The organism is Klugiella xanthotipulae, from assembly GCF_006716695.1.
In the GTDB taxonomy this organism is placed as follows: Bacteria; Actinomycetota; Actinomycetes; order Actinomycetales; family Microbacteriaceae; genus Klugiella; species Klugiella xanthotipulae.
The window spans coordinates 575,384-602,358 of record NZ_VFPN01000002.1; the positions used below are offsets into that span (position 1 = coordinate 575,384).

A 26,975-nucleotide genomic window follows, 5' to 3' on the forward strand; every position below is an offset into this window, starting at 1 on the left:
TAACGGTCCTGTGTGGGCAGGCTAACAGGCATCCGCGCGCTCCCGTCGGCGACGCACAAGCACCAACACCAGGCCACCCACGAGGAGGCCGAGGCCGCCCAGCGCGAGCGGCAGGCCATCGCCGGCCCCCGTGATCGACAGGCCGGGCTTCTTCGCGATCACCGTAAACGACTCGTCAACGCTGCCGCTGAACCCACCCGACAGGGTGATCGTGTGCACCCCCAGCTCAAAGCTGTCCGGGATGCGGATCTCAAACGCCACATCGCCGCTCTCGTCGGCAACCTGCGTACCCAGGCTGATCGGATCGGACTGGATGAGCCCCGACACCACCTCGCCCGGCTGGAAGTTATGACCGTAGGCGCGCTGGATACCACCCACAGTGATCGGGTCGCCCTCCAGCTCCATCCAGAGCAGACCCACCCGGATCGTGACCGAATCGGAGACATTGCCGTTCAGATCCGTTACCGTCACGGTGATCTCGCTACCCGGCTGCTGGGGCGGGCTGAGCGTGACCACGAAGCGGCAGTCATCGCCCGCCACGGCCGTGCCAATCACGGTGCCATTCGCATCGTAGACCGTCACGGTTGAGCCGGGCTCGGCGCATCCCGTCACCGTGGAACCATCCGTGGGGTCGAGGGCGGGCGGGGCCGGCGGGGTGCCATCCACAAACACCACCTCGGCGGATGCCGTCACGGGGGTCCCGTTGACGGTCGCCGACACCGTGGCCGTGCCGCCCGTCGTTGACCGAAGCTGGGCGGTGTACACACCCCCGCCCTGGTAGGCGGTGGCCCCGGCCGTGCCGAGGGTTGAGGTGACCGTGACCGGCACCTGCTGGGTCACGGGGTTACCAAACTGGTCGAAGAGCGAGACCGTCACGGTACTGTAGTCGCTGCCATTAGCCGACACGGGCGAGGTGGCCTCAATCACGGTCTGGGCGGGGTCAGCGGCCGCCGAGACGAACAGGGCACCGCCGTTTCCCGAGAGGGTCACCGGATCGCCATCCAGGGTCACCGTGACGGGCTTCGTCCCGGCAATCGTTGAGGTGACCGTGGCCGCGTAGGTTCCCGGGGTGAGGGTCTCGGCAAACGGCGAGAGCGTGCCGGTGCCGAGAGTTCCCGTCGTCCCGGCCGCAAGACCCGTCTCGCCCGACACCGGGTTACCAAACTCATCCGTCAGCGCCACCGTGATGGTGTGCGTAGCCGAGCCGACCGGCACGGAGCCCACGCTCACCGAGTAGTGCGATGACGGGCTACCGAGGTCGGTAGCACCGGCCACAAACTCGATCACCCCGCTGCCCGCGACCGTAATCGGGGAGCCGCCAAAGAACACCGTCACCGTTTTCTGGCCCGCAGTGGTCGAGGTGATCGTGGCGGTGTACGTGCCGGGGGTGCCCGTCTCGGTGAAGCCCGAGATACCCCCCTGCCCGAGGCCGGGCGACGAGTCGGCCGAGAGGCCAGCCGCCTGACCGGAGACCGGGTTGCCCCCGGCATCCACGAGGGTCACGGTCACGGTGTGGCTGCCCGTGCCCACCGTCTGGCTCCCGCCCGAGAGTTGGAAGCGGGTGCCCGAGTTCGAGAGGTCAACGCCACCGGGCACAAAGGTGGCGGTGTCGTTACCGCTGAGAGTAACGGCGTCACCATCCAGCGTCACCGCGATGACCTTGTCACCGGCGAGCGACGAGGTGACGGTGGCGGTGTAGGTGCCGGGGGTGCCCGTCTCGATGACCGTCGAGACGGTGCCCGAGCCGAGGCCATCCGTGGTGCTGGCCAGCAGCAGGGCCGCCTGGCCGGGGACCGGGTTGCCCAGCGCATCCGCGAGCAGAATCGTGACGAGATGCGAGCCGCCCGATACCGAGACGCCACCGCCCGACACCGAGTAGCTGCTGTCGGGGCTACCGAGGTCAACGCCACCGGCCACAAAGGTGGCTACGGCGTTGCTACCCGCCGTTACCGCGGTGCCGTCAAACGTCACGCCAATCGTCTTGTCGCCCGCGACCGTCGAGGTGATCGTAGCCGTGTACACACCGGCAGTTCCGCTCTCCACAACGCCCGTGACGGTGCCGGTACCGAGCGGGTCGGCGGTCGAGGGCACGATCAGAGCCGCCTGACCGGAGACCGGGTTGCCGAACGCATCGGCGAGGGTCACCGTCACGCTGTGCGATCCGGTTCCCACCGTCTCCTCGCCGGTCGAAACCTCAAAGCTGGTACCGAGACCGCTCGGATCAACGGTGGCCGCCACAAAGCTCGCGACGTCGTTGCCCACCGCACTGAGATCGCTGGCCCCACAGGTGACGGTCATCGTCTTGTTCCCCGCCGAGGTCGAGGTGATACTCGCCTCGTACGTGCCAGCCGTGGCCGTCTCAGTAAAGACGCCAATTGTTCCGGTACCGAGACCGTCTGTGGTGCCCGCGGCCAGGCAACCGGCCTGGTCCGGGACGGGGTTACCCTCGGCATCCGCGAGCAGCACCGTGAGGGTGTGTGAACCCGCGCCTACCGTCTCGTCACCGCCCGACACGCTGAACGAGGTGCCGGAGTTACCGGGATCAACACCGCCCGCAATGAAGACCGCGGTGCCGTTGCCCAGAAGAGTGATCGGCACAGCACCCACTGTGGCCGTGATGGCCTTATCCCCGGCAACCGAGGAGGTGACGGTGGCGGTGTAGGTGCCCGGAGTACCCGTCTCCGTAACGGCCGAAACAGATCCCGTGCCCAGGTTGGCAGCCGTGGTGGCCACACTCTCGGCGGCGTGACCGGGCGCGGGGTTACCGAGGGCATCCACGAGCAGAATCGTGACCAGGTGCGAGCCGCCCGACACCGAGACCTGGCCGCCCGACACCGAGTACGAGGTGCCCGGGTTGCCGGGGTCAACCGCACCAGCGATGAACGCCGCGTCGGTGTTACCGGAGGCCGCCACCGCCTCGCCGCCCAGCGTGACCGTCACCGGTTTGAGACCGGAAACGGTTGAGGTGATCGTGGCGGTGTAGGTGCCCGCGGTGCCCGACTCGGTCACGGCGCCGACGGTGCCGGTGCCGAGGCCCGAGGAGCCGGCCACGAGGCCCGCCGCCTGACCGGGGACCGGGTTGCCCAGGTCATCCGCGAGCAGAATCGTGACGGTGTGCTCACCGGAGCCAACAGGTTGGCTCCCCGTGGAGACCGAATAGGAGGTGCCGGGGTTGGTCAGGTCAACGCCGCCCGCCACAAAGGCGGCGGTGGCGTTGCCCAGAGCCGCAACCGGGTCGGCCCCGAACAGGACGGTGATGACTTTGCCGCCCGACACGCTCGAGGTGACCGTGGCGGTGTACGTGCCCGGCACGGTCGCCGACTCGGTGAAGCCCGAGAAGCTACCGGAGCCGAGTGGGCTCACGGTGTCGGCACTCAGGGCTGCCGCCTCCTCCGGGACGGGGTTACCCGCCGCATCGGCCAGACGCACCGTGATCGTGTGCGAGCCGGTGCCAACGGGCTGGTCTCCGGTGGACACGTCAAACGTGGTGTTGGCGTTGCCCGGGTCAACCCCGCCAGCCGCAAACGTCGCCGTACCGTTTCCCGAGAGGGTCACCGCGTCACCGCCCAGAGTGACCGTGACGGCCTTATCGCCGGAAACACTCGACGTGACCGTGGCCTCGTAGCTGCCCGGAACGGTCGCCGACTCGGTGACGGCCGACACCGAACCGGTACCCAGGTTGGCGGCGGCGGCGAGCAGGGTGGCGGCCTGGCCGGGGACCGGGTTACCCAGGTCATCCGCGAGCAGAATCGTCACCAGGTGCGAGCCACCCGCAACCGAGACACTGCCACCCGATACCGAGTAGGAGCTGCCCGCGTTGCCCAGATCAACCGCACCCGCGATAAACGCCGCGCTGCCGTTACCGGAGAGGGGCACCGGATCACCACCCAGGGTGACCGTGACGGCCTTGCTCCCCGACACGCTCGACGTGATCGTGGCCGTATAGGTACCCAGCGTTGCCGTCTCGACGAAGCCTGTCACCGTTCCCGTGCCGAGACCCGTCGCAGCGCCAAGCAACTGGGCGGCCTGGCCGGAGACCGGGTTGCCCAGATCATCCGCAAGGGTCACGGTGACGGTGTGTGAACCCGTCCCCACGATCTCGTCACCACCCGACACGCTGTAGGCGGTACCCGCGTTGCCGAGGTCAACCCCACCGGCAACAAATGCGGCCGTGGTGTTACCGGAGGCCGCCACCGCGTCGCCGTCAAACGCGACGGTCACGGCTTTGTCGCCCGCAACACTCGACGTGATCGTGGCCTCGTAGACCCCAGCATCCGCGGTGGGGGTAAAGCTGGAAACACCACCGGTACCGAGATCGGCCGCGGCACCCACGAGCAGGGCCGCCTGGCCGGGAACGCCGTTACCCAGGCTGTCGAGCAGGGTCACGGTGACGGTGTGGCTGCCCGTGCCAACCGTTTCGTCACCGGTCGAGACGGTGTACTCGGTACCCGAGGTCGCGAGGTTCACCACACCGGCGATAAACGTGGCGTTGCCGTTGCCACCCAGGGTCATATCGTCACCCGAGAGGGTCACCGTGATGGCCTTGACCCCGGCAACGGTGGCGGTCACGGTGGCCGTGTAACTGCCCGGTGTGCCCGCCACCTCGGTGAAGGCCGAGAACGTGCCGGTGCCCAGGTCGGACACCGTGTCGGCAACGAGGTCGGCTGCGCGGCCGGAGACCGGGTTATCGAGAGCGTCAACGAGGGTCACGGTGACGGTGTGGCTGCCCGTGCCGACCGTTTCGTCGCCGGTCGAGACGGAGTATCCGCTGCCGACGGCGGCAAGGTCAACGTCACCGGCGATAAAGCTGGCGATGGCGTTACCCGAGGCCGATACCGCGTCACCGGCGTAGTCAACCGTCATGGTCTTGTCCCCGGCAACGCTCGAGGTGACCGTGGCGGTGTAGGTGCCGTCCGTGGCGGTCTCGGTGAAGGTGCCGAGGCTGCCCGTCCCAATCGCGGAGGCGGTGTCCAGGGTCAGACCGGCGGCCGCACCCGAGACGGGGTTGCCGTCGGCATCCGCGAGGGTCACCGTGACGGTGTGCGCCCCCAGACCAACAACCTCGGTGCCACCCGACACGCTGAAGCGGGTGCCCGGGTTGCCGGTATCGACCCCGCCCGCGATGAAGGTTGCCACCGTGTTACCGGAGGCTGTCACATCGTCACCCGACAGGGTCACGGTGATCGTCTTGTCCCCGGCGAGACTCGAGGTGACACTCGCCGTGTACGTACCCGGCGTGCCACCCAGCTCGGTAAAGACCGAGATCGTGCCGCTGCCCAGGTCGCCCGTTGCGTCCGCCAGCAGGGTGCCCGCCGCATCCGAGACGGGGTTGCCGAACTCGTCGGCGAGGGTCACCGTGACGGTGTGTGAGCCGCCATCCACCGAAGCATCACCCGTTGACACGGAGTAGCCGCTGCCGCTGTTCGCCAGGTCAACCCCGCCCGCGATAAAGCTCGCAACCGAGTTACCCGAGGCCTGAACCGAGTTGACCCCCAGTGTGACCGTGATGTCCTTATCGCCGGCGAGGGTGGAGGTAACGGTCGCCGTGTACGTACCCGGCGCCCCCGCCGACTCGGTAAACGCCGAGAACGATCCGGTGCCGAGAGAATCCGCGGTGTCGGCGTCGAGACCGGCCGCCTGGCCCGGGACCGGGTTGCCCAGATCATCGGAGAGGGTCACCGTGACGGTGTGCTCACCCGTCGAGACGCTCTCGTCTCCCGACGAGACGGTGAAGGCCGTTCCGGCGTTATCGAAGTCGATGGCACCCGCCACGAAGGAGGCGACACCGTTGCCCACGAGGGTCACCGGGTCGGCCCCGTAGACCACCGTGACGGTCTTCTCCCCCGACACCGTCGAGGTGATGGTCGCGGTGTAGGTGCCATCGGTGTCCGTCTCGATAAAGCCCGTGATCGTGCCGAGGCCCAGGTCGTCACGGGTGTCGGCGTCGATCCCGGAGGCCTGGCCCGAGACGGGGTTGCCGTCGGCATCCGCGAGGGTCACCGTCACGGTGTGTGAGCCAACGCTCACGGTCTCGGGGCCCGTGGACACCGAGTAGGTTGTGCCGCCGTTGTCGGGGTCCACCCCGCCCGCGATGAAGCGCGCCGTGTCGTTGCCGTCGAGGGTAATCGGGTCGCCACTCAGCGTAGCGGTGACCACCTTTAGGCCCGCGACGCTCGACGTGATCGTGGCACGGTAGGTGCCGACCGGAGCCGTCTCGCTAAACGGCGAAACCGTGCCGGAGCCGAGTGGGTCGGTGGTGGTGGCCACCAGGTTGGCCGCCTCACCCGAGACGGGGTTGCCGAACTCGTCGGCCAGGGTCACGGTGACGGCGTGCGCGCCGCCATCCACCGAAACGTCACCGGCGGATACCGAGTAGACGCTACTGCTGTTGGCCAGGCTGATGCCCGAGGCAACAAACACCGCGGTGTCGTTGCCGTCAGCGGTGAGGTCTGAGCCGCCGTAGGTGACACTGACGACCTTACTGCCCGCGAGGGTCGCCGTGACACTCGCCGTGTAGGTGCCGAGCGTTCCGGTCTCCGTAAAGTCCGTGATATCGCCCGTACCGAGGCCGGTCGCGACGGCCAGAAGACCCGCGGCGGAGCCGGTGACGGGGTTACCCGCAACATCCGCGAGGGTCACCGTGACGGTGTGCGAGCCCGCACCCACGACCTGCTCCCCGGTCGAGACGGAGAAGCCGGTACCCGCGTTGTCGGGGTCCACCCCGCCCGCGATGAAGGCGGCGACCGCGTTACCGGAGGCCGTGACGCTGTCACCCGCAAGGGTCACGGCGACGGTCTTGTCCCCCGACACCGTCGAGGTGATGATGGCGGTGTAGGTGCCGCCCGTTGCGGTCTCGGTGAATACCGTGATGCCACCCCCCACGCCCAAATCCCCTGGTGTCGTGGCGAGCAGGTCGGATGCCCGACCCGAGACCGGGTTCCCCAGGGCATCCGCGAGGGTCACCGTGACGGAGTGCTCACCGGCCTCAATCGAGACCTCGCCCTCGGACACCACAAACCCGCTGCCCGCATCGCCCAGGTCCACCCCACCGGGCACGAAGAGCGCGGTGCCGTTACCGTCAAGCGTGACGAAGGGACCACCGGCGGTGACGGTGACGGGTTTGGGTCCGGGAACCGTGGCAATAACAGTGGCCGTGTAGGTGCCCGCGGTGGCGGTCTCCACGAAGCCGGTGAGGGTTCCGGTGCCCAGGTCTCCCGTGGTTGCCGGGGTCAGCGTGGCGGCCTGCCCCGTCACCGGGTTATCGAGGGAGTCCACCAGTTGCACGGTGATCGTGTGTGAGCCGGAGCCCACCGTCTGCTCCCCCTCCGACACGAAGTACCGTGTGGCGGGGTTGCCCAGGTCAACGGCCCCGGCCACGAAGACAGCGGTGTCGTTGTCCCCGACCGTGATCGGCGACCCGCCGAGGAGTACCGTGAGCACCTTGTCACCCGAAACGGTCGAGGTGATCGTTGCCGTGTATGTACCGTCGGTATCCGTCTCGGTGAAGGGCGAGACGGTCCCGGTGCCGAGCGAGCCGGTCGTGTCGGTCGTCAGGGTGGCGGCCTGGCCGGGAACCGGGTTGCCCGCGGCATCCACCAGCGTCACCGTGACGGTGTGCGTACCCGTGCCGACAGTCTCGTTGCCCGTGGAGACGGTGTAGCGGGTGTCCGGGCTGGTGAGATCGACACCACCCGCGATGAAGGTGGCGACGTTGTTGCCCACGAGGAACACGGGGTCGGTACCGAGGAGCACCGTGACGTTTTTGCCGCCCGAGACACTCGAGGTGATTGTGGCGGTGTACGTGCCCGGCGTGGTGACCGACTCGGTGAACGGCGAGACCGTGCCGCTGCCGAGCGGGTCAAGCGTGTCGGCGTCGAGACCGGAAGCCTGGCCGGGGACCGGGTTACCCAGGGCATCCGCGAGGGTCACCGTAATCAGGTGTGAGCCGCCCGCGATGGAGGCGTTGCCGGTCGAGACGGCGAAGGAGGAACCCGAGTTACCGAGGTCAACCACACCGGCCGCAAAGAGCGCAATCCCATTACCGCCGAGGGTGATATCGGTGCTGCTGAGGGTGGCCGTGATGGTTTTGCTCCCCGACACCGTGGAGGTCACGGTCGCGGTGTAGCTGCCCGCTGTGCCGCTCTCGGTGAAGGGTGAGACGGTTCCGGTGCCGAGCGGATCGGTGGTGGCGGCCCCCAGCTCCGCGGCCTGGCCGGGTACGGGGTTGCCAAACTCGTCGGCCAGGGTCACGGTCACCGTGTGACCGCCCGAACCCACCGTTTGGCTGCCACCCGACACGGCGTAGACGCTCCCGCTGTTGCTGAGGTCCACTGCCCCCGCGATGAATGTCGCCGTGCCGTTGCCGGAGAGGGTGATATCCTCGCCCGCCACCGTGACGGTGATAACTTTGCCGCCCGAGACCGTCGAACTCAGAGAGGCCTCATAGGTGCCGGGGGTGAGGGTTTCGGTGAAACCCAGAACGGAGCCCGTGCCGAGCGGGTCGGTTGTGGTCGCGAGGAGCGCGGCTGCCTGGCCGGAGATCGGGTTGCCCCCGGCATCCGCCAGGCGCACCGTGACCGTGTGGGTGCCGGTGCTGACGGGCTGGTTGCCACCCGACACGGTGAAGGAGGTGCCCGCATTGCCCGGATCGACGGCTCCGGCCACGAAGGTGGCGATGCTATTCCCGGCAGCGGTCAGGGCCTCGCTGCTGAGCGTTACCGTGATGGCTTTAGCCCCCGCGAGACTCGACGTGATCGTGGCCTCGTAGGTGCCCGCCGTTGCCGTCTCGGTGAAATCGCCAAAGCTGCCGGTACCCAGAGGGTCGGCGGTGTTCGCCGCGAGGTCAGCTTCCCGTCCGGAGACGGGGTTTCCGAGGGAGTCCTCCAGCGTCACCGTGACGGTGTGCTCCCCCGTGACGACGGTCTCGTCGCCCGTACTCACGGAGTACGCGGTGCCCGCGCTCGCCAGATCAACGGAACCGGCCACAAAGGTGGCGGTATCGTTACCGGTCAGGCTGATCGGGTCTCCGTTCACCTGGGCCGTGAGAACCTTATCGCCCACGAGGGTGGCGGTCACGGTGGCCTCGTAGGTGCCCGCGGTGCCCGTCTCGGTGAAGACGGAGAATGAACCGTCGCCGAGGCTGTTGGCCGATTGCGCGGTGAGCACCGCGGCCTGGCCGGAAACCGGGTTGCCCAGCGCATCCGCGAGCAGAACCGTGATGGTGTGGCTGCCCGTGCCGACGGGCTGGTCCCCCGTCGAGACCGAGTAGTGGGTGCCCGCGTTGCCGGTGTCGATGCTGCCAGCCACAAAGGTGGCGGTGCTATTGCCCAGCAGGGTTAGTGCCCCGGACTGGAAGGTGGCGGTGACGGTTTTGCCGCCCGATACGCTCGAGGTGATCGTGGCGGTGTAGGTGCCCTCGGTCGAGGTTTCGGTGAAGCCCGTGAGGATGCCCGTGCCCAGGGGGTCCGCCGTGTCGGCTGCCAGCGCGGCCGCCTGACCCGTCACGGGGTTACCCAGGGCGTCGGCGAGCGTGACCGTGACGGTGTGCGAGCCTCCCGAGACGGAGGCCTCACCCGTGCTCACCGCGTAGCCGGTGAAGGGGCTGGCGGGGTCCACCTCGCCCGCACTGAAGTTGGCGACGTTGTTACTGACCGTGGTGACCCCGGAGCCACCGAAGCTGACCGCGATGGTTTTCCCTCCCGAGGAGGTCGAGGTGATGGTGGCCAGGTAGGTACCCGCCGTGCCCGTCTCGGCGAAGGGGGTGACGGTTCCGGTGCCGAGGTCACCCGTTGTGCTGGCGTTGATACCCACAGCCTGGTCAGAGACCGGGTTACCCAGGGCATCCGCGAGGGTCACCGTGATGGTGTGGCTGCCCGTACCCGCCGGAACAAATCCGCCCGAGACCGAGAAGCGAGTACCCGCGTTGGCGGTGGAGACCCCGCCCGCGATGAAGGTGGCCGTGCCGTTCCCCAGCAGGGCGAGGTCGTCACCCCCCAGCGTGGCCGTGATCGGCTTAGCCCCGGCGTTACTCGACGTGATCGTGGCGGTGTAGGTTCCCGCCGTCCCCGTCTCGGAGAAACCCGAGACCGTTCCGGTGCCGAGGGCTGCCGCCGTGGTCGCCACCATCTGGAAGGCCTGACCGCTCACCGGGTTGCCAAACTGGTCGCCCAGGGTCACGGTCACGGAGTGCGAGCCGCCGGAGACCGAGACTGAGCCCGCAGAGACGACGTACCCCGATGCCGGGTTGCTCAGGTCGAACCCGCCCGCGATGAAGGTGGCCGTGCCGTTACCCTCCAGGGCGAGCGGTGTACCGCCAAAGCTCACCGTGACGGGTTTTCCGCCCGCGAGGGTGGAGGAGATCGTTGCGGTGTAGGTTCCCGCGGTCCCGGTTTCGGCGAAGTCGGAGAAGGAGCCGGTCCCGAGCGGGCCAGCGGACTCGGCGCTGATACCAGCCTCCTCACCGGAGACCGGGTTACCGTCGCTATCCGCGAGGCTCACGGTGACGGTGTGACTGCCCGTACCGACCGGCTGGTTACCGCCGGACACCGAGTAGCGCGTGTTCACATTGCCGGGGGCCACCCCGCCCGAGACGAAGCTGGCAATGCCGTTGCCCTCCAGGGAGACGGGGTCGCCGCCGTAGGTGACGGTGATGGCCTTTTCTCCCGCCAGGGAGGAGGTGACCGGTGCCGTGTAGCTGCCCGGGATGCCCTCCACAAACAGGCCGATCGACCCGGTACCGAGGGAGTCGGCCGCCGCGGCCGCGAGCTGGGGTGCCCGCGCGGCAACGGGGTTGCCCTGGGCATCCGCCAGCCGGACCGTGATCGAGTGCGTCCCGCCGGAGACGGAGACGCTGCCGCCCGAGACCGTGTAGTCGGTCAACGCGTTGCCCAGATCGACACTGCCGGCCACAAACAGGGCCGTGGCGTTGCCGGTTGCGGGAACGGTATTTCCCACGTAGGTGACGGCAATACCCTTGGCCCCGGCGCTCGTCGAGGAGATCGTGGCGCTGTAGGTTCCGGGCGTGAGCGTCTCGGTGACAGCGGAGATGCTCACACCATCGGGGGTGCCCGTGGTTGCGGCCAGATCGGCTGCGGCTCCGGGAACGGGGTTTCCCAGGGCATCCGCCAACCGGATAGTCGCGGTATGCGAGCCCGTGCCCGCGGTCTGCGAGCCTGTTGATACCTCAAAGCCGCTCGCGGAGAGGGAGACCGGGGCCGAGACAAACGTGGCGGTGTCGTTGCCATCGAGAAGCACGGTCAGGTCCTCGGCCCCAAACACGGTCGTGACGAACTTGCCTCCCGTCACGCTCGACGTGATCGTGGCGGTGTAGGTGCCCTCCACCCCGGTTTCGGTGAACGTGGAGATTGTGCCCGTGCCGAGGGGGTCAAGCGTGGTCGATTCGATTCCCTCCGCCTGGCCGGAGACCGGGTTCCCGTTGGAGTCTGAGAGCGTTACCGTGATGGTGTGCGTCCCGGTTCCCACGACCTCGTCACCCACAGAGACGTGGTATCGCGTGCCGATGTTGTCCACGTCAACTCCGGCGGCAACGAAGGTCGCCGTGTCGTTACCGTCGAGCGTGAGGTCGTCACCCGCGAGCGTCGCCGTGATGACCTTATCGCCCGACACGGAGGAGGTCACCAGCGCCCGGTAGGTACCGGGCAGGGCCGTCTCGACAAAGTCGCCAATATCGCCGCTGCCGAGATCGCCGGCCGTGGCGGCCTCCAGGTCGGCGGCCCGACCCGAGACCGGGTTCCCAAACTCGTCGGCGAGGGTCACGGTCACACCGTGCTCGCCCGCCAGAACCGTGACATCACCGTCAGAGACGGTGTAGTTGGAGGCGGTGTTCGTCAGATCGACCGTGCCCGCGACAAAGGTGGCGGTACCGTTGCCGCCCAGGGTAACTGCACTCGCTCCGAGGCGGGTGGTGATCGCCTTCGCTCCCGCCAGGGTCGAGGTGACCGTGGCCGTGTAGGTGCCGGGGGTACCGGTCTCGACAAAACCCGTCACTGTGCCCGTACCGAGAGAACTGCTGGGGGCCGCGCTGAGGGAGGCGGCCTGCCCGGGAACGGGGTTGCCGTTGGCATCCGCGAGGGTCACGGTGACGGTGTGCTGCCCGATGCCCACGGGCACATCACCCGTTGTCACACTCACCCGGCTGCCCGGGTGACCGAGGTCAACCGCACCGGCCGCAAAGTTGGCCGTCACGGTACCCACGGCCAGGGTGCCGTCGAAGAGGGCCGTCACTTCCTGCGCCCCCGCCTCGGCCGAGCGCACGAGCGCGGTGTAGGTGCCCGGAGTTCCCGTCTCGGCAAAGCTGGTCACGGTGGCGGCACCGCTGGCGTTATCCGCAACGGAGGCGGACAGCCGGGCCGCCGCACCCGTGACCGGGTTGTGGTTGGTATCGGCGAGCACCACGGTCACCTGGTGGAACGCGCTGCCGTTGGCGAGACGGTTACCACTGTCGTCGATGGTGATCGCGGAGAATCCGTCGCCCACCACGGGGGCATCCGCGACAAAGACCGCATTGGGGTTGCCGCCCGCGAGCAGGCTGATCACCCGACTCACCCCACCATCGTCGAGCAGGGACACACTCATGCCTTTGGGCCCGGTCGTGGTGGAGGTGACGGGGGCGGTGTACTCCCCGGCGGTCGCGGTCTCGGTGAAGGTTCCCACCGTCACACCCGAGGCCGGTGCCGCGGCCGCGGAGAGGGCGCTCGCCCATCCCGTAGCCGGGTCGCCTGTCACGTCGATCAGTCGAACCGTGATGCTGTGCGGTGCGGTGCCATTGGCCACCACCCCGCCCGAGGACACGGTGTAGTTGGTGTCAGCGGAGGCCAGGTCGATCAGCACGCGGGCGAAGGTGACCTCCTGCGGGGAGTCAGCGATCTCCTCCGTACCGTTCACCCGGGCCCCCACCGGATAGCTCCCGGCCGTGGCGCTCGTCAGGGAGAGCGTGGCCACACCGGAGGCGTCGGTCACGGCGGTCACGGTCACACCAGCCCCACCCACGGTGCCGCTTCCGCTGGCAACCGTGCCGGTCGGCACGTCAAAGGTGACCGGCGCGTTGCTTACGAGAGCCCCGGCGGCATTCTGCACGGTCGCGGTGAGGGTGTTCAGGGACTCCCCATCGGCCAGCTGGTTGTCCTGAGTGACGGCGAGCGTGGAGGAGGCCGCGACGGGCCGGTCGTTATCGGTCACGCTCACGCTCACCGAGCTCAGCAGTAGTCCATCAAACTCGGGGTCCTCCGAGGTGACGTCGAGGTCCAGGGTCACGCCACGCGTACCGTCCACCGTGAGGTTGTCGATGGCCTGCACCGGAACATCCACGTAGCGGTCAATCGTGTCGAGCGTGGGCTCAACGGTACTCAGGTTAGCGTGGGTGGGTATCACCCTGGCGATACCGGCGGCGGTCTGCGGTGGTGCGGGGGTGGGCAGCGCGGCATCCGGCACCAGCCCAGACCACACCTGGTTGAGGAAGACGGGGGCCGAGGGGGCCTTGATCACGCGGTCGGAGCCGTCCACCGAGAGGTTAGAAACCCGGAAGGTGGCGCTGGCGCTGCCCGGCTCCGCGACGGTGAGGTTGAGCGGGTCGGGGGCGGTGATCGCGAGCGGTGAATTGTAGAGCACGGAGTGGTCCACACTCGCCCCGGGGATCCCGGTGGTCTGGCCGCTATCGCTGTACCCGGCAAAGTTGAGCGGGGCCACCGTGGTGTTTGCGGCCCCCACGCTCACGTTGCCCGTGCTGTCGTTGATGGCCGCAGCCGGGATGGTGGGCACGATGGTTCCGGTGCCATTGGCCTTCGCGACCAGCGTCCAGGTGGTGTCGGACACCTGAGTCAGCGATACCACCTGCTGACCGGGTGCTGTGCCCGAGAACACGATATCTGCGGCCGTGAGCCCGTTGCTGCCGAGCGGCTCCGAGGTGAGGATGTCGAAGCTCACGTTACGGAACGACGTGGGGTCTTCCTGGGTCGCCGAGATCGCCCCGCTCTCGCTGAACCACCCGCCCTGCTTGATCCAGGACTGTGGCGCGCAGGTATCGGCCCCCGTGGCCGCGAGCGTCCGCGAGTACTGCGAGGTGCGCCCCGTGGCCACCTCGGTTGTCTGCAACCGGACAACGTTTCCGACCCCCACCCCCGTGTACGGCAGGCTGAACGTGGCGGGCAGGGCGGCCTGGGTGGTGCTGATCCGCCCCAGGTACTGTTCCAGGCCCACGTTATCGCCGCCGGTGGCCGTTGTACGCCCCAGGTAGGCATCCACAGAGATGGCCTGGGTGGGGATGGCCGTGCCCCCCGTACCCGGTGGCGCAATCGTGAGATCGATGCGACAGGTCTGCGGTGGGGTAGCGACCACGGCGGCCGCGCTCGGAAAGGCCGTGCGGATGGTGCCGTTTGAGGAGTTGTAAATGTTGTTATTGGTGGTCAGTGTGTTCTCGTTGGCGGCCGTGACGGTACCGGCAACCCGGGTCATGGTGTTGCGGAACGTGGGGTTTGTTGTGGTCGCCGGGAGGAGGGCCTCATTGGACAGCTGTAGGGTGTTGTTTCCACCCACCACACGATTATTAAAAATCTGCACACCCGCCGTGGTGTTGTAGGTGCGCACCCAGGCGTAGTTGATGCCGCTGCCGCGCGTACCCGGGCCGGCATAGGTAAAGGTGTTGTCCCGCACGGTGGTGGTGGTCGCCCCGATGGCGTTCAGGATGATGGGGTTGACCGCCTGATTAACGGTTGCGGTGAAAGCGTTGCCCCGGATCATCATGTTGGTCCAGGTCCCACCAAGAAACGAGATCACATCGCTGCTCCCACCGTCAGCACCCCAGGCGCGCACAGTGTTGTTGGTCACGAGGATGTCACGCCCGGAGACGCTGGCGCTATAGTTACGCACAAAGTAGTTGTAGGCCGGGTCGTAGGTACCGCCGTTAACGGGCTGATCCCAGCTGCTGCGGTCAATGGTGAGACCGTCGATCACGAGCGACGCGTTTGAGGCGGGGGCCAGGAGCACGGCATCCCAGTAGCTGCGCTGAAAACGGATGTTCTGGATGGTCGTGTTCCGGGCCCCCTCCACGATCACCACACCGCGCTCAATCGCGTAGTTGGAGGGCAATGGCGGTGTCGTCGCCGGGTTGGCCACGGCCCCGTTGATGAGCGAGAAGTTCTGGGCCGTTGAGCCCACGTAGATACCCGCCTCGGCGCTCGTGAGCTTGGTGAAGTTGCGGAACGTCTGGTTACTGCCGGTAAACAGGAGCACGTTGGAGCCCAAATCGGTGGCGAGCGTCCAGCCCAGCCGGTTCTGGAAGTCAAGGGTCACGTTGTTGTGCTTCACCCAGTAGCGCGAGACCGAGTCGAGGTCGATCACGCCGGCGATCCCGGCATCCGCCACCATACTGGTTGACATCTCGGGAACCTGCGGGGCCGGATTGTTGGTCGTATTCCAGTTCAGGTCGATCTCGGCGCTCGCGGCAAACGATCCGTTGATCAAGCGAATCTGGGGGGCGGGGGCGATCAGGATGCTCTCGCCCGCAGGCCGAGCGTTGGCCTCCTGAATCGCGGCGTACAGGGTGCAGGTGGCAACGGCGGGCACCCCCGCGGTGAACCGGGTGGCGCACACACCGTCGCCGGGGGCGGCATCCGCCACATCGCGCACATCGTTAACATAGAACGTCTGGCTGTAGCCGTTGTCCACCACCTCAGCCTGTGCGGCCGGGGACTGCACCAGGGCCAGGGAGGTCAGAGCCGAGAGGGTGAGGGCGATACTGAGCAGCGCGGCGAGGGCACGCCGCCCCCCGCCCGACGCTGCCGCGGCCACGTTTTTCGGATCTTTGGACGAGCGAATCATGTGTGGTGGTGCCTTTCACCGGTGGCGACCCGACGAGGGCCGTCCTGAACAGAAGTGTGGAGTGGACTGGAGGCCACGGCTGAGGGCGTACAAACGGTCGTGAGTGGCATACACCGTCGTCGCGGCATCAACCCTGTGGCCTGAACCGTCTCCCCCGCGGGGCTAGCGGCTGCTGTATCGTCGCTTCCAATAAGCGCGGTGTGTGTCCACGATTCCCCCTCGGCACCGAGTCGGCACGTCTTAGTTGATATCCTGCCCACTGATTCGGTCACTATGACGAGGGCTGCGAAAAATTCACCCACAGAATTCACCCCACGGAGCATCCTCCGATCGGCAACAACAACGTGCGTCACGGCGGTACCCCCTCCGATTTAATACACCCCGTCCGCGCTACCCTGCGCCGACCTGATTCTGGCTCTTTCCGTACCAGAATGCGGAGTATGTGTTTCCAGGCTACCCACGGGAGCCCGCTGGCGCGAGTGTTCGGTAAAAAAATTTCTCCGCTTCTCTGCCGAACCCGCGCCGCGGTGGCCAACGCTGCAGTAACCTACCGACATGAACCGAACACCGCTGATTGTTGTCTTGGCCGCAGCTACCGCCCTCCTCCTCGGCGGATGCGCAGCCCCCCTCAGCTCCGACCCCGGCGACCCGGTCGGCACCTGGGGCGATGCCGAGGCCCAGAACACTCCGTTCCTCGTGGTTGACGCCGGCGGCACAATCAGCGGCTCGGACGGGTGCAACCGCTTGAGCGGCACCTGGAGTCAGGAGGGTGACACCGTCACCTTCGACCAGACGGCCTCCACCCTGATGGCCTGCGATGGCGTTGATCTGTGGCTCTCCGCGGCCCGCAGCGCCACGGTTGATGGCGACACGCTCACGGTGTCGAACGACACGAACGAAAAGATCGGCACGCTCACACGCACCCGGTAACCCCGAGGTTACTGGGCGGCAACGCCCGCGGACGGGGCTTCGTTCTCCAGTTCCCGTTCGTCCTCGCGGCGACCCGGCATCCGCCCGGCTGGCACGATTGCGAGCAGGGCAACCCCCGCGAGCCCGAGGAGCGAAATGTTGAGGGAGCGCAGTCGGGCGTCGGCGTTCACCTCCACCGCAGCCGCCACCTGGGCATCCGTGGCCGAGGTCTCCCCCAGCACACCCAGAAGTTGCTCGTTGGTGACGAAGTTGACGTCGTCGATGTTCACCTCCGAGATAAGCTCCGGCGGCAACTCGGGATGCTCGGCGGCACTCGTCGCAATGAGTGTGCCCAGCATCCCCACCGCAAAGACGCTCGCAACCGCAATCCCCACGCTGCCCGAGACGTTGTGCACCAGGCCACGCCACGCGCCCACATCGCCAGCCAGTTCCTTGGGCGCAGCCGACAGCAGGGTGTTGAACACGAGGGCAACGATTGAGCCCTGGCCGAGGCCCAGCGTGATGAGCCCCACGATCACGAAGAACTGCTCCCACTCGTTACGGATTGTGAACGCCAGGATAATCAGCCCGGCAGCGACCACCACAAACCCCACCCGGGCGAGCAGGCGCGGCGTGAACTTCTTATACAGCAGGGCAATAAATGTGCTCGACAGGAAGATGGACAGCGTATACGGGATCACCGAGATCGAGGTCTCGAAGCTCGACCGCCCCTGCACCACCTGGATGTACAGCGGGATGAGGAAGTTGGCTGCCGTGCCCACAAAGAGCATGGCGGACATGCACATCGTGACGGCACGCTCGGAACCGGTCGCGAGCACGCGCAGGTCGAAGATGCGCGGGGCACCGGTATCCCGGCCCCGACGCAGCCAGGTGAAGAAGAGCTGGCCCGCGATGAGCCCGAGCACGATCAGGACGGGCGCGGGTGAGACCCCCAGAATAGCGAAGGGGGCGGAGTCCGTGGCCAGCACAACACCCCAGGAGTTGAGTCCGCTGAAGCCGAAGCTCAGCAGGATGATGGACACGGCCGCGATGAGCGCGCCCACCCAGTCGATCACAAGATGGGGCTGGGCCGGAATGGCTTTCAGCCGGAAACTCAGCAGCAGGTTAATCATGCCGATGGCGGCGACCAGCGCAAACGACCAGCGCCACCCAATTGTTGAGGCGAAGGTGCCCGCAATCAGCAGGGCCAGCACCCCAGCGGCGGGGATAGCCGCCGCAAGAAAACCGATCGCCTTGGCCCGCTGCTCGCCCTGGAAGTTGGCGGCGATAAACACCGTGAGGGCCGGCGCGATGAGCGCAATAACGGCTCCCGAAGCGGCCTGCGCGATGAAGAGCATCGCCGGGGTGAGGCTGAGCGCCACGGCGGCCATCGCGGCGGCGTGGATCACCACGGCAATCTGAAAGACGCGGCGTGTGCCAAACCGCGCCCCCAGCTTGGCCCCCAGCAGGATGAAGGCGGCCATGGCAAAGGTGCCTGCCGTAATCGCGGTACCCACCGAGGTGGCGGGTGTGTCGAGGTCGGTTGTGATACCGGCCATCGAAACGGTCAGCGCGTTGACCGCGAAGGAGGCTTGGATCTGCGTGAGAACCACGACCACCATGGGCAGCCAGGAGGCCGCTGCCTCGGACCCGGCCGGTGCGTGTGAAACAGTCTGTGTGGTCATCAGTAACCTTTCACGCCCGACAACACACCCGTGTGTTGCGGTGCTGTTTTCTTATCCGGCGGACCCCCGCGACCCGCTCTGCACTTATTGTGACAGAAACGCGGTGCCGAGCGATATAGCATCGTCACGATCCGTTGTGATCGCCGCGCCGAATATCCGGCTACAGGTGGGTGAGGCCACTCCACAGCAGGATACCGGCGAGCATCAGCATCGCCACGCTCGTCACGGCGGCGGAGTAGCGCAGTAACCAGTCGCTCAGCGTCTCCAGCCCCGCCTCCACCCGTCGGTTGCCCCAGAAGTACGCCATGATGGGTGCCGCAATCGTGACCGAGGCGAGCACGCTGTACACAGCAATCGCCACGATACGCTCCGCGAGGCTCAGCCCGGGGGCGCTGATTACCACACCAGAGGCGACGGCGATGAGCAGGTTCTTGGGCCGCAGGGCGGAGTACACAAACCCGATCAGCACGGCACGCGCGGTGGTGAGCCGGTCAACAGCCGATACCCAGCGGGGCAGCTGGGCGGCACCGTCCCGGGGGCGGCGCAGCCACTGCACGAGCGTGACCACGATGAGTGCGGCCCCCAAGCCGATCTGCAGGTAGCCCCAGACGGGCGGCGCGTCGGCCGGTTCGCGGGCCGCGGCCGACACCGGGATGAGCGCCGCGAGCAGCGTAAACCCCGTCACGGCGACCGCGATACCGCTGATCCAGCCGAAGGCGAAACCCACGCTCGCACTCGCGCTGCGGGGCGAGACGAGCAGCAGCACCGTGCCCATAATGGGCACCGGGCTGATCGCCACCCCCAGGCTCAGGGCAAACAGCTCCGCCAGGATGCCGTTCATGCTGCGTCCCCTCTCGCAAATGTTGTGCCCACTGTACCGCCCCGGCACGCGACTGCCGCGGCACGGCTCACTGGAGTTCGGAGGTCAACCGGGCCAGGTTATCGGCCACCTTCTGCCGGAGCGGTCGGTTCACCCACTCCGCCAGGTCGAGCGGGATGCTCGCGCGCCGGTAGTCATCCTCCACCGCGCGCATCGCGGTCACAAACCCGCGGCCGTGCACCAGCATCGAGACCTCCATATTGAGCGCGAACGAACGGATATCCATGTTGGATGAGCCGATCACCGCAACCTCATCATCAATCGAGAAGTGCTTGGAGTGCAGCACCGTCGGCGCACGGTACAGGTGGATGCGCACCCCGGCCGCGAGCAGCGACTCGTAGTAGCTGCGCTGCGCGTGATAAACGAGCACCTGATCGGCAACCTCCGAGACGAAAAGCTCCACAGCCACCCCCCGCGCCGCGGCCGTGATGAGCGCGATCAGCAGCGACTCGTCGGGTACAAAGTAGGGGCTCGTGATGCTGATCCGCCGCTCGGCCTGGTGAATCAGCGCCACAAAAAGCTTCAGATTGTTGTCGTTGTCGAAGCTGGGGCCGCTCGGTACCACCTGGGCATCCACGAGTTCGGGGCGGGGCGAGAACACCACAGGAGTCGTGTCGATGGGCAGCAGTTCACCCGACTCGCTGTACCAATCGGTGAGGAAGACGGCGTTCAGTTCGCGCACAATCGGGCCCTCCGCCTCCACCATCAGCTCGTGCCAGTGCAGGCCGCGTTGCACGTTCTTCTTCTTCAAGTAGCTCGAATCAATCATGTTCTGTGAGCCCATAAATCCGGTGTACCCGTCCACCACCACAATTTTGCGGTGGTTGCGCATATCGGGCCGCTGCCACTGACCACGCCACGGCACGAGCGGCAGCAGGGGCAGCCACTCGGCCCCCATCTCGCGCAGAAGACGCCGGGTCTCGCGTCGATTCGGAAATTGGAAGCCGGTCACAAAGTCGGAGAGCACCCGCACCGTCACCCCGCGTTCACACGCCCGGCGCAGCGCCTCAAAGAAGGGGTGTGTGGTCTGGTCGTGCACCAGGATGTAGAACTCCACATGCACGTAATACTCAGCCCGGTCGATGGCCGCGACCATGGCCTCAATCGAGCCCACGTAATCGGGCAGCAGGCGCACCCGATTACCACCCACCATCGGCAGGGAGCCCAGCTCGCGATTGAGTCGCACCAGTGAACCGAGCCAGGTCGGCCACTCGCCGGAGTTGCCCACGGTGCTCAGGCCCGCGGTGCGCTCCGTCACGAGCCGGTTGACCTCGGCCTGTTGAGCCCGCCGGTGACGCGGCAGCTTGCCCACGCCAATCAGCAGGAAAAACAGGATGCCCAGGTAGGGAACGAAAATGATCGCGAGCACCCACGCAATCGCCGAGGTGGGCCGCCGGTTCATGGAGATGAGCACGGCGGCCACCAGACAGATCACCAGGTGGGCAATGGCAAGACTAACCGCCCACAGAGTGGCGTCGTTCATGAGTATCCCCCTCCTTTGCGGCGTTATTGCCGATCCGCTATCCCACGTCATACCGAGGCTCGATGACCGCTACAACGCTGGAGCGGGCAGGCCGAGTCGCAGTGAATCGTGAGGTGGCCACACCTCACAACCTAGCGGTGACACCCCGGCCATGTCTCGCTTTTTCGCATTCTCGCGTGAGCCGGGTATGCACTAAGGGCGTGCTGAGCTCGGCTATGGGATGCCTGGCCTGCCTAGCGTGCGTGCCGGGGATGTGGTGTGCTGGGGGGCATGTCTACGCACAATTCCGTTCCCACCGAACCACAGCATCCCGCCACCTCGTCGGAGCGCGCCAGCTCGGAGGTGGCCGATTCGCAGGTCGCCGACTCGCAACACCCCGCCGAGCCGCACACCGCGGGCACCGCTCAGCGCCTCAACTGGTTGCGGGCCGGCGTGCTCGGGGCCAACGACGGCATCATCTCGGTGGCGGCGCTTGTGGTGGGTGTGGCCGGCGCGACAACGGCGAGCGGCCCCATCCTCACCGCCGGTATGGCCGCCCTCGTGGGCGGGGCCATCTCCATGGCGCTCGGCGAATACGTCTCGGTGAGTAGCCAGAGCGACAGCGAGAGAGCGCTGATCGCCAAGGAGAAGTGGGAGCTAGAGACGATGCCGGAGGAAGAGCTGGAGGAGCTCATCGGTATCTACGCGGCGAAGGGCCTCTCCTCCGAAACGGCACGGGCGGTCGCCGAAGAGCTGACAGCCCACGATGCCCTGGCCGCGCACCTCTCGGCCGAACTCAACATCTCAGAGGATGACGTGGTGAGCCCCTGGCACGCGGCGTTTGCCTCGGCCGTGGCCTTCACCATCGGTGGCGTCTTGCCGCTTCTCACCGCCCTGCTGCCGCCCGAGAACCTCCGCGTTCCGCTCACGTTTGTCGTGGTACTGCTGGCGCTCGGGCTCACGGGCACGGTGGGGGCGCACCTGGGCGGTAGCTCAAAGATGCGTGCCACCGTGCGCGTGGTGGTGGGCGGCGCGCTCGCTCTGGCCGCAACATTCGCCATCGGAAGTCTGCTCGGGACCACGGGGGTTGTGTAACCGGCTCCCAGCGATCCCCCACAGTGGATGCGATTAGACTGCACAGCGGGAACGGCTCTGGCCGCGGGCAGGCCCTCCCGCTCGACCCGCTCTCACAGAATTGATCGCGCATGATACTCACTCACCTCAGCCCCGCCCAGCGCGAGGTGCTCGCCGAGACCCGGAACGACTGGATTCGTCACGCCCAGACAACCGTCCCCACCGACCGCGCCGCGGCAGAGGAGGGCGTGCGACACGCCTACCGTGACCTCGGTCTTGAACCGCCCCGCACGATCCTCTGGGTGCCCTCACCGCTCGCCGGGATCTACGCCCAGGCGATGGTGCCCGGTCTCATCGCCGACGGGGTGCCCCTGGCCGGACACCGCATCTACCGTCGCGTGTGGGATCGGATGTGGGAAGAAACCGAGCTGGTCATCGCCAACCGAGTGGCCAACACCGTCGAGACCATCGTCAGCGAGTTGGCGGACGGCCCGGCATCCCGGGCCTGGTCCCGCATCTGGGGCACGGTAGAGGGGGCCGTTGCCGAACACCTCCGTGCCCACGCGGGCAGCCTGGAAGGTCCTGGTGCTCTCGACCCGGCCCGGGTCGAGGCCCGTGAGGCCATCGCCTCGGGAGTCACCGGGATGCTGCTGCACCAGCTGCCGGATACCGTGGCCACCTCGCGGTCGGCCTCGTTTGAGGGCGACCTGGTCCTGTGGCGCTCGCTCCTGGCGGATGATCATCAGGAGGTGTGGGCCTCCGTGCTGTGGGATGCCCTCACCCGGCTGGGGGTGGAGGGGCTCGACGGTTGGCGCGGGCACTCCGAGGTGATGCGCAACGTGCCCCTGTGGTGGGCGCTGCGTGACGTGGCGATCCTGTGCGAGCGGCCCACGCAGATGAGCCTGGACGAGCAGGGGCGGTTGCACTCGGACACGGGACCGTGCATCAGTTTTGCGGATGGATGGGGGTTTCATGCCCGACACGGGGTACGCGTGGCGGCAGGAATCGACCCAGGCCGTGACGGGGAGAGCGCCGAGGGCGATACGGGGGCGGTGTACGGCGCGGGGGCATCCCCGGGAGAACCGTCTGACGAGGATATCGAGAGCACCATTATCGACGCGTAGACCGCGACCGCGCCCCGTTTTTATTGGGCCTCGTTGTCGCTGATATCTCTTTTAGCTTTCAGGTGGCCACCTTTATCTCCAGATATCCACACGAGTAGCCCGCCAGATCCAGCAACTATAAAAATGCCGATGAGCGCAACACGATCAATATGTTGCCCAAGCATCAGATACCCACACAAGACCCCCATCACAGGGTCAATACTGAAGAGCGTTCCAACAACGCGAGCCGACGACACTCTCGCCGCCAGAGTATCGACCGCGTAGGGAATGACGACACCGATACCTGCAGAAGTAACCAGCACAAGCCACTCATTCGACGTAACAACCGCAATTTTTGGCAGTCCGAAAGGTAGAGACAGCACCGCAGCTACCGAAACCGAGAGCGCGAGGTTAGCAACACCCCCTCAGACTTCCCCACTTTTTCTGAAAAAAATGTATAAACGGCAAATGCAGTCGCAGCTAAAAGACCAAAAAGATACCCAATCATATTGAAGTATCCGCCTGGTCCAGCAATGAGCAGCACACCCAGGAGGGCCCCGGCAGCACACGCACCTTCCTTGAACCGCTTCGACGCAAGCAACGCAATTGCACAGGGTCCAAGAAAGTCAAGTGATACGGCAATTCCCAGGGGAAGACGATCTATGGCGGCATACAGGGCAAGGTTCATTACTGCCATTGATGCGCCGTAAAGCGTTATCCCTACCCAGTCTTTTTTGGTGACCCGCTTTATCTTCGGACGAAAAACCACCAGCAAGACAAACGCAGCAATCAACATTCTTATGGAACTTACGGAGTAGCTACCGAGTGAATCAAAAAGCCCAGCGGACAGCGCCGACGAAATCTGGATACCGACCGAGCCAATGGCCACAAGGACTGCCGCTTTAAGTACTCCGCTTCGGGTCTAATGAGGGGCGATAGCGGTCGATGAGCTCACAGCGGCTGTCCGTTCTTAGAAGCTTAATAAAATTGAGGCGTTCCATAAGCTAAGCGGTGGTTGCTTCGTGAAAAAGTTGAGTGCGAACACCTGATTCACAAACAAACCGTCTCAGCGTGCCACGTCAGCGCTCCGCGAGGGTGCGACGCAGCTGCCGCAGAAGATCAACCGCTTCGCTGAGGCGGCTGTCACATGCGTGCGCAAACTCCTCAACGAGGGGCTGGCGTGCCTCGCGAGCCCTGGCGGCGAGGTCACGTCCGTGCTGGGTCAGCTTAAGCACCACGGCACGGCCGTCCGAGGGTGAAACGGTGCGAGCCACGAGCCCGTCGTCAACCAGTCGAGAAACCAAGCGACTCGGATGTCCCGACTCCGCAACGAGATGCGTCGCGAGTTCCTTGAGCGTCACCGGCCCGAGCGAGTCAAGAGCGATGATCGCTTCGGCCTGCACGCCGGTCAGGCCCAGCGGGCGAAACCGTGCGGCGAGGGCGGAATTGAGTTCAGTGGCGAGGCTCTTGAGCTCGAAGGCAAACGCGAGCACCGAATCCTGCTCAGAAGTATGTGACATATCATCTATTTCCTGTAGGCTGAACTACATGATATGTCACCCATCTGAGGTACTGCCAGCACCACAGGCGATGCGCGTCACCCGCTTCGGTGACCCCCCGACAGTTCCCACCCGCTCCCCCGGGCGGCGCTCCGTGACGAAGCGCGCCGTGGTTCGCGTCACCCACGCCTCCGTTGGGGCCACAGACCTGACAGCGATTCGGGGCAAGTACCTCCTACAGCCGTTCCCGCGATTCGTGCCCGGGTACGACCTCATCGGCACGATTGAGCACCTGGGGGCGGGGGGCCACCCCCGCCTATCGGTCGGGCAGCGCGTGGCGGGAATCCTGCCGCGCATGGGAGCGCACGCAACGCTCCTATCGGTTGCTCCGTCGCTGCTCGTACCGGTTCCCGACGGGCTTGATTCCGCGACCGCGGCCACCGCACCCCTGGACGGGGTCACCGCTCAATTCGCCCTTGACGCCCTGGATACCACGCACGGCCCGATTCTTGTGCAGGGTGCCGGAGGCGCGGTCGGAGGCTGGGCCACACAACTCGCTGTGGCGCGCGGCCTCACGGTCTTCGGCACGGCATCCCCACGGACCAGGCAGCGGGCCGAAGCCCTCGGTGCGCGGGTGCTCGACTATCGCGATCCCGACTGGATCAATGCGCTCGTCGAGGCGACGGGAGGGGGTGTCGTCGGCGCAATCGACCACACCGGAAGTCGCGAACTGCACCGCGCGGTCTCCCCACAGGGGCGCATCGTCCGTATCGCCTTCGACGGGACACACCGACATCCGCAACGCGCGACACTGGCGGGATTCGTGTCGGCGACTCTTCGACGGCACGCGCACCCGAGCGAACGCGTGTGCTCCATCCCCCTGATTGTCGCCGCACGTCGCGCCGCCTACCGCAACACGCTCTCAGCGGTGCTCACCGACCTGACCACCGGAGCCCTGCTCCCGCCGCGGGTGCATGAGGTCAGATTCGAAGACTACGCCAGTGCGCTGACGGATGCGGAACGGTGCGTGCCTGGAAGCAAAGCGGTTCTCGCGATGCCATAAATGGCTGGTGAAGACGCACCCACGGTCCCTCACCGGGGGCGGCCCCGCGGGTCAGCACCACACGCCGAAAGCCCGACATCAGCCAGTTCCACGGATTCTACGTGACACGTCATACAGACCACACCCAGCGGATCCAGCGCTGGACCCGCTGTGACGAGCTGCCCCCTGTCAACACTGCCCGTGCCAGCTTTGTGTGATCACGTCAACACCCGCGCCCAGGAGCGCACCGCCGAGCGGCCCACCAACACCTGCGGCGATAAGGACACCACCGGCGACCGCGAAAGCATCGTTGTTGGTCTTCATCTCACTTAGCTCCGGTATGCGTTTAGTTTCCACCACTCATCGTCAGACTCTTCTTGTTCGATCTCTCCTGCAAGCTCGCGGTGGTGTCATAGCGTGGTAGCAACACCCCTTCCCATTGCCACCACGCTATGACGCCACCGGCTCTTTCATCGATTTACTTCAAAATAGGAGCCGGGCTTTAGCCACATAAGCCTCGGAAATCTCGTTCTTTTCGCAGTGATCGCCGTATCTTTCACAGCATCCAGTGTCGCCGTCATAACGACTCCCTTCCAGCCAAGCTCACCGCCTGGCGTGTTGAGCCGGATACACCGTTAAATCCACACTCCCAAGATCCCCCGCCCGCGAGCTTATGGCACCCCCGGCCGCGTCGTAGGCAAAGAACGCCTCACTCACGTGCGGGTTGACGACCAGTCAATTAGGACGAGCTCATCTATAAGTTACATACATGTCGCTATATTCCCAAACTTCTTCATAGACCAGCAGAGCCTTTTTCGCAAGGCTTCTGTACCTAAAATCTGCGCCAAATTCCTGATAGATCTCTAACGCCGCCTGAACTTCAGGCCATTGGAGTTTTCTCATTGTAAACTCAAGCATTTCAATTGCCCCATGCGGCCACTCCGACGCTAGTCTTTTGAAAGTAGAAATTACTACTTCTCTGTCCACAGTATTACTTTCCAATAGCTGCAGCAACTTTACCAGCATGTATTCGAACTCACTGGCACCAGCGGCGATTCGTGCTACTCTCTCGATATCCGAAACTAGGCTTTCGAACCTTACGTTTCCATCACTAGTGAGTTCTTTCATCTATTTACCTCGTAATAGGAGCCGGGCTTTACCGGTAATACAGAATCTGCAAATGCTTCTTGGGCATGGGGACCGTAGGGCTTATAGTGACCGGATGCGTTGTTAATTTTAATTACAGTACCATCGAGTAGCTTGAATTCTCCTGCTGCGAGAACATCGGCCCCATTTGATAAGTCTATGTGCCCATATCTTTGCCCAGCAATTAGAAGCTGACCGTCAGTATCAACTATATAGTTAAAACTTGTTGTAACACGTGATAGTCGCTCTGGCTGTACAAAATCAATACCATTCATCCGTGGTACGTCGTCAGGTGCGAGATTTGTGAATACACGCGGCGCGCTTCCTGGCGTCGTTGCTAG

General features: G+C 65.7%; 13 protein-coding genes. 5 read left to right on the forward strand and 8 right to left on the reverse strand.

Annotated features, from left to right (window positions below; all coding sequences use genetic code 11):
* Nucleotides 1-21 precede the first annotated feature (21 nt).
* On the reverse strand, nucleotides 22-15,834 hold the full coding sequence (locus tag FB466_RS08700) for an invasin domain 3-containing protein (RefSeq protein WP_141917659.1): 15,813 nt from the start codon (nucleotides 15,832-15,834) through the stop codon (nucleotides 22-24).
* 555 nt (nucleotides 15,835-16,389) lie between these two features.
* Between FB466_RS08700 and FB466_RS08705 the strand changes: the two genes are divergently transcribed.
* A complete protein-coding gene (locus tag FB466_RS08705; protein ID WP_141917661.1) occupies nucleotides 16,390-16,764 on the forward strand; it encodes an META domain-containing protein in 375 nt (124 codons plus the stop codon).
* 8 nt (nucleotides 16,765-16,772) lie between these two features.
* Here FB466_RS08705 and FB466_RS08710 read toward each other — a convergent pair whose 3' ends face one another.
* The 3 genes from FB466_RS08710 to cls form a co-directional block, all read right to left on the reverse strand.
* A complete protein-coding gene (locus tag FB466_RS08710) occupies nucleotides 16,773-18,428 on the reverse strand; it encodes an MFS transporter (protein WP_141917662.1) in 1,656 nt (551 codons plus the stop codon).
* Nucleotides 18,429-18,588: 160 nt separating this feature from the next.
* Nucleotides 18,589-19,269 carry a GAP family protein gene (locus FB466_RS08715; RefSeq protein ID WP_141917664.1) on the reverse strand — a complete coding sequence of 227 codons (681 nt, stop codon included), beginning with the start codon at nucleotides 19,267-19,269 and terminating at the stop codon, nucleotides 18,589-18,591.
* 67 nt (nucleotides 19,270-19,336) lie between these two features.
* A complete protein-coding gene (gene cls / locus FB466_RS08720; protein WP_141917666.1) occupies nucleotides 19,337-20,791 on the reverse strand; it encodes a cardiolipin synthase in 1,455 nt (484 codons plus the stop codon).
* Nucleotides 20,792-21,061: 270 nt separating this feature from the next.
* On the opposite strand from cls, the gene FB466_RS08725 reads away from it, so the two are divergent.
* Both FB466_RS08725 and FB466_RS13500 read left to right on the forward strand, forming a co-directional pair.
* Nucleotides 21,062-21,865: a VIT1/CCC1 transporter family protein gene (locus tag FB466_RS08725; RefSeq protein WP_211344791.1), complete on the forward strand. Its 804-nt coding sequence runs from the start codon at nucleotides 21,062-21,064 to the stop codon at nucleotides 21,863-21,865.
* 110 nt (nucleotides 21,866-21,975) lie between these two features.
* Complete coding sequence (locus tag FB466_RS13500) at nucleotides 21,976-22,968, forward strand: DUF6745 domain-containing protein (protein WP_170206085.1); 993 nt, start codon at nucleotides 21,976-21,978, stop codon at nucleotides 22,966-22,968.
* Nucleotides 22,969-22,988: 20 nt separating this feature from the next.
* On the opposite strand, the gene FB466_RS13630 is transcribed toward FB466_RS13500, so the two are convergent.
* The 3 genes from FB466_RS13630 to FB466_RS08745 form a co-directional block, all read right to left on the reverse strand.
* Nucleotides 22,989-23,330, reverse strand: coding sequence for an EamA family transporter (locus FB466_RS13630; protein ID WP_211344792.1), 342 nt, complete (start codon nucleotides 23,328-23,330; stop codon nucleotides 22,989-22,991).
* Nucleotides 23,331-23,335: 5 nt separating this feature from the next.
* Nucleotides 23,336-23,836 carry an EamA family transporter gene (locus FB466_RS13635; protein WP_211344793.1) on the reverse strand — a complete coding sequence of 167 codons (501 nt, stop codon included), beginning with the start codon at nucleotides 23,834-23,836 and terminating at the stop codon, nucleotides 23,336-23,338.
* Nucleotides 23,837-24,026: 190 nt separating this feature from the next.
* The gene (locus tag FB466_RS08745; RefSeq protein ID WP_141917671.1) at nucleotides 24,027-24,467 is read right to left on the reverse strand and encodes a MarR family winged helix-turn-helix transcriptional regulator; all 441 of its coding nucleotides are present in this window, start codon (nucleotides 24,465-24,467) and stop codon (nucleotides 24,027-24,029) included.
* A 28-nt stretch (nucleotides 24,468-24,495) separates the two neighbouring features.
* Between FB466_RS08745 and FB466_RS08750 the strand changes: the two genes are divergently transcribed.
* Together FB466_RS08750 and FB466_RS13890 are read left to right on the forward strand one after the other, a co-directional pair.
* Complete coding sequence (locus tag FB466_RS08750) at nucleotides 24,496-25,509, forward strand: quinone oxidoreductase family protein (RefSeq protein WP_170206086.1); 1,014 nt, start codon at nucleotides 24,496-24,498, stop codon at nucleotides 25,507-25,509.
* Between the two features lie 180 nt (nucleotides 25,510-25,689).
* Nucleotides 25,690-25,821, forward strand: coding sequence for a hypothetical protein (locus FB466_RS13890; RefSeq protein ID WP_281285167.1), 132 nt, complete (start codon nucleotides 25,690-25,692; stop codon nucleotides 25,819-25,821).
* A 417-nt stretch (nucleotides 25,822-26,238) separates the two neighbouring features.
* Here FB466_RS13890 and FB466_RS08755 read toward each other — a convergent pair whose 3' ends face one another.
* Nucleotides 26,239-26,616, reverse strand: coding sequence for a hypothetical protein (locus tag FB466_RS08755; protein WP_141917675.1), 378 nt, complete (start codon nucleotides 26,614-26,616; stop codon nucleotides 26,239-26,241).
* Between the last annotated feature and the right edge of the window lie 359 nt (nucleotides 26,617-26,975).

Bases quoted from the DNA above. Each gene is read 5' to 3' on its own strand.
- FB466_RS08700 (WP_141917659.1), bottom strand. From the start codon at position 15,834: ATGATTCGCTCGTCCAAAGATCCGAAAAACGTGGCCGCGGCAGCGTCG.
- FB466_RS08705 (WP_141917661.1), top strand. From the start codon at position 16,390: ATGAACCGAACACCGCTGATTGTTGTCTTGGCCGCAGCTACCGCCCTC.
- FB466_RS08710 (WP_141917662.1), bottom strand. From the start codon at position 18,428: ATGACCACACAGACTGTTTCACACGCACCGGCCGGGTCCGAGGCAGCG.
- FB466_RS08715 (WP_141917664.1), bottom strand. From the start codon at position 19,269: ATGAACGGCATCCTGGCGGAGCTGTTTGCCCTGAGCCTGGGGGTGGCG.
- cls (WP_141917666.1), bottom strand. From the start codon at position 20,791: ATGAACGACGCCACTCTGTGGGCGGTTAGTCTTGCCATTGCCCACCTG.
- FB466_RS08725 (WP_211344791.1), top strand. From the start codon at position 21,062: ATGTCTACGCACAATTCCGTTCCCACCGAACCACAGCATCCCGCCACC.
- FB466_RS13500 (WP_170206085.1), top strand. From the start codon at position 21,976: ATGATACTCACTCACCTCAGCCCCGCCCAGCGCGAGGTGCTCGCCGAG.
- FB466_RS08745 (WP_141917671.1), bottom strand. From the start codon at position 24,467: ATGTCACATACTTCTGAGCAGGATTCGGTGCTCGCGTTTGCCTTCGAG.
- FB466_RS08750 (WP_170206086.1), top strand. From the start codon at position 24,496: ATGATATGTCACCCATCTGAGGTACTGCCAGCACCACAGGCGATGCGC.
- FB466_RS08755 (WP_141917675.1), bottom strand. From the start codon at position 26,616: ATGAAAGAACTCACTAGTGATGGAAACGTAAGGTTCGAAAGCCTAGTT.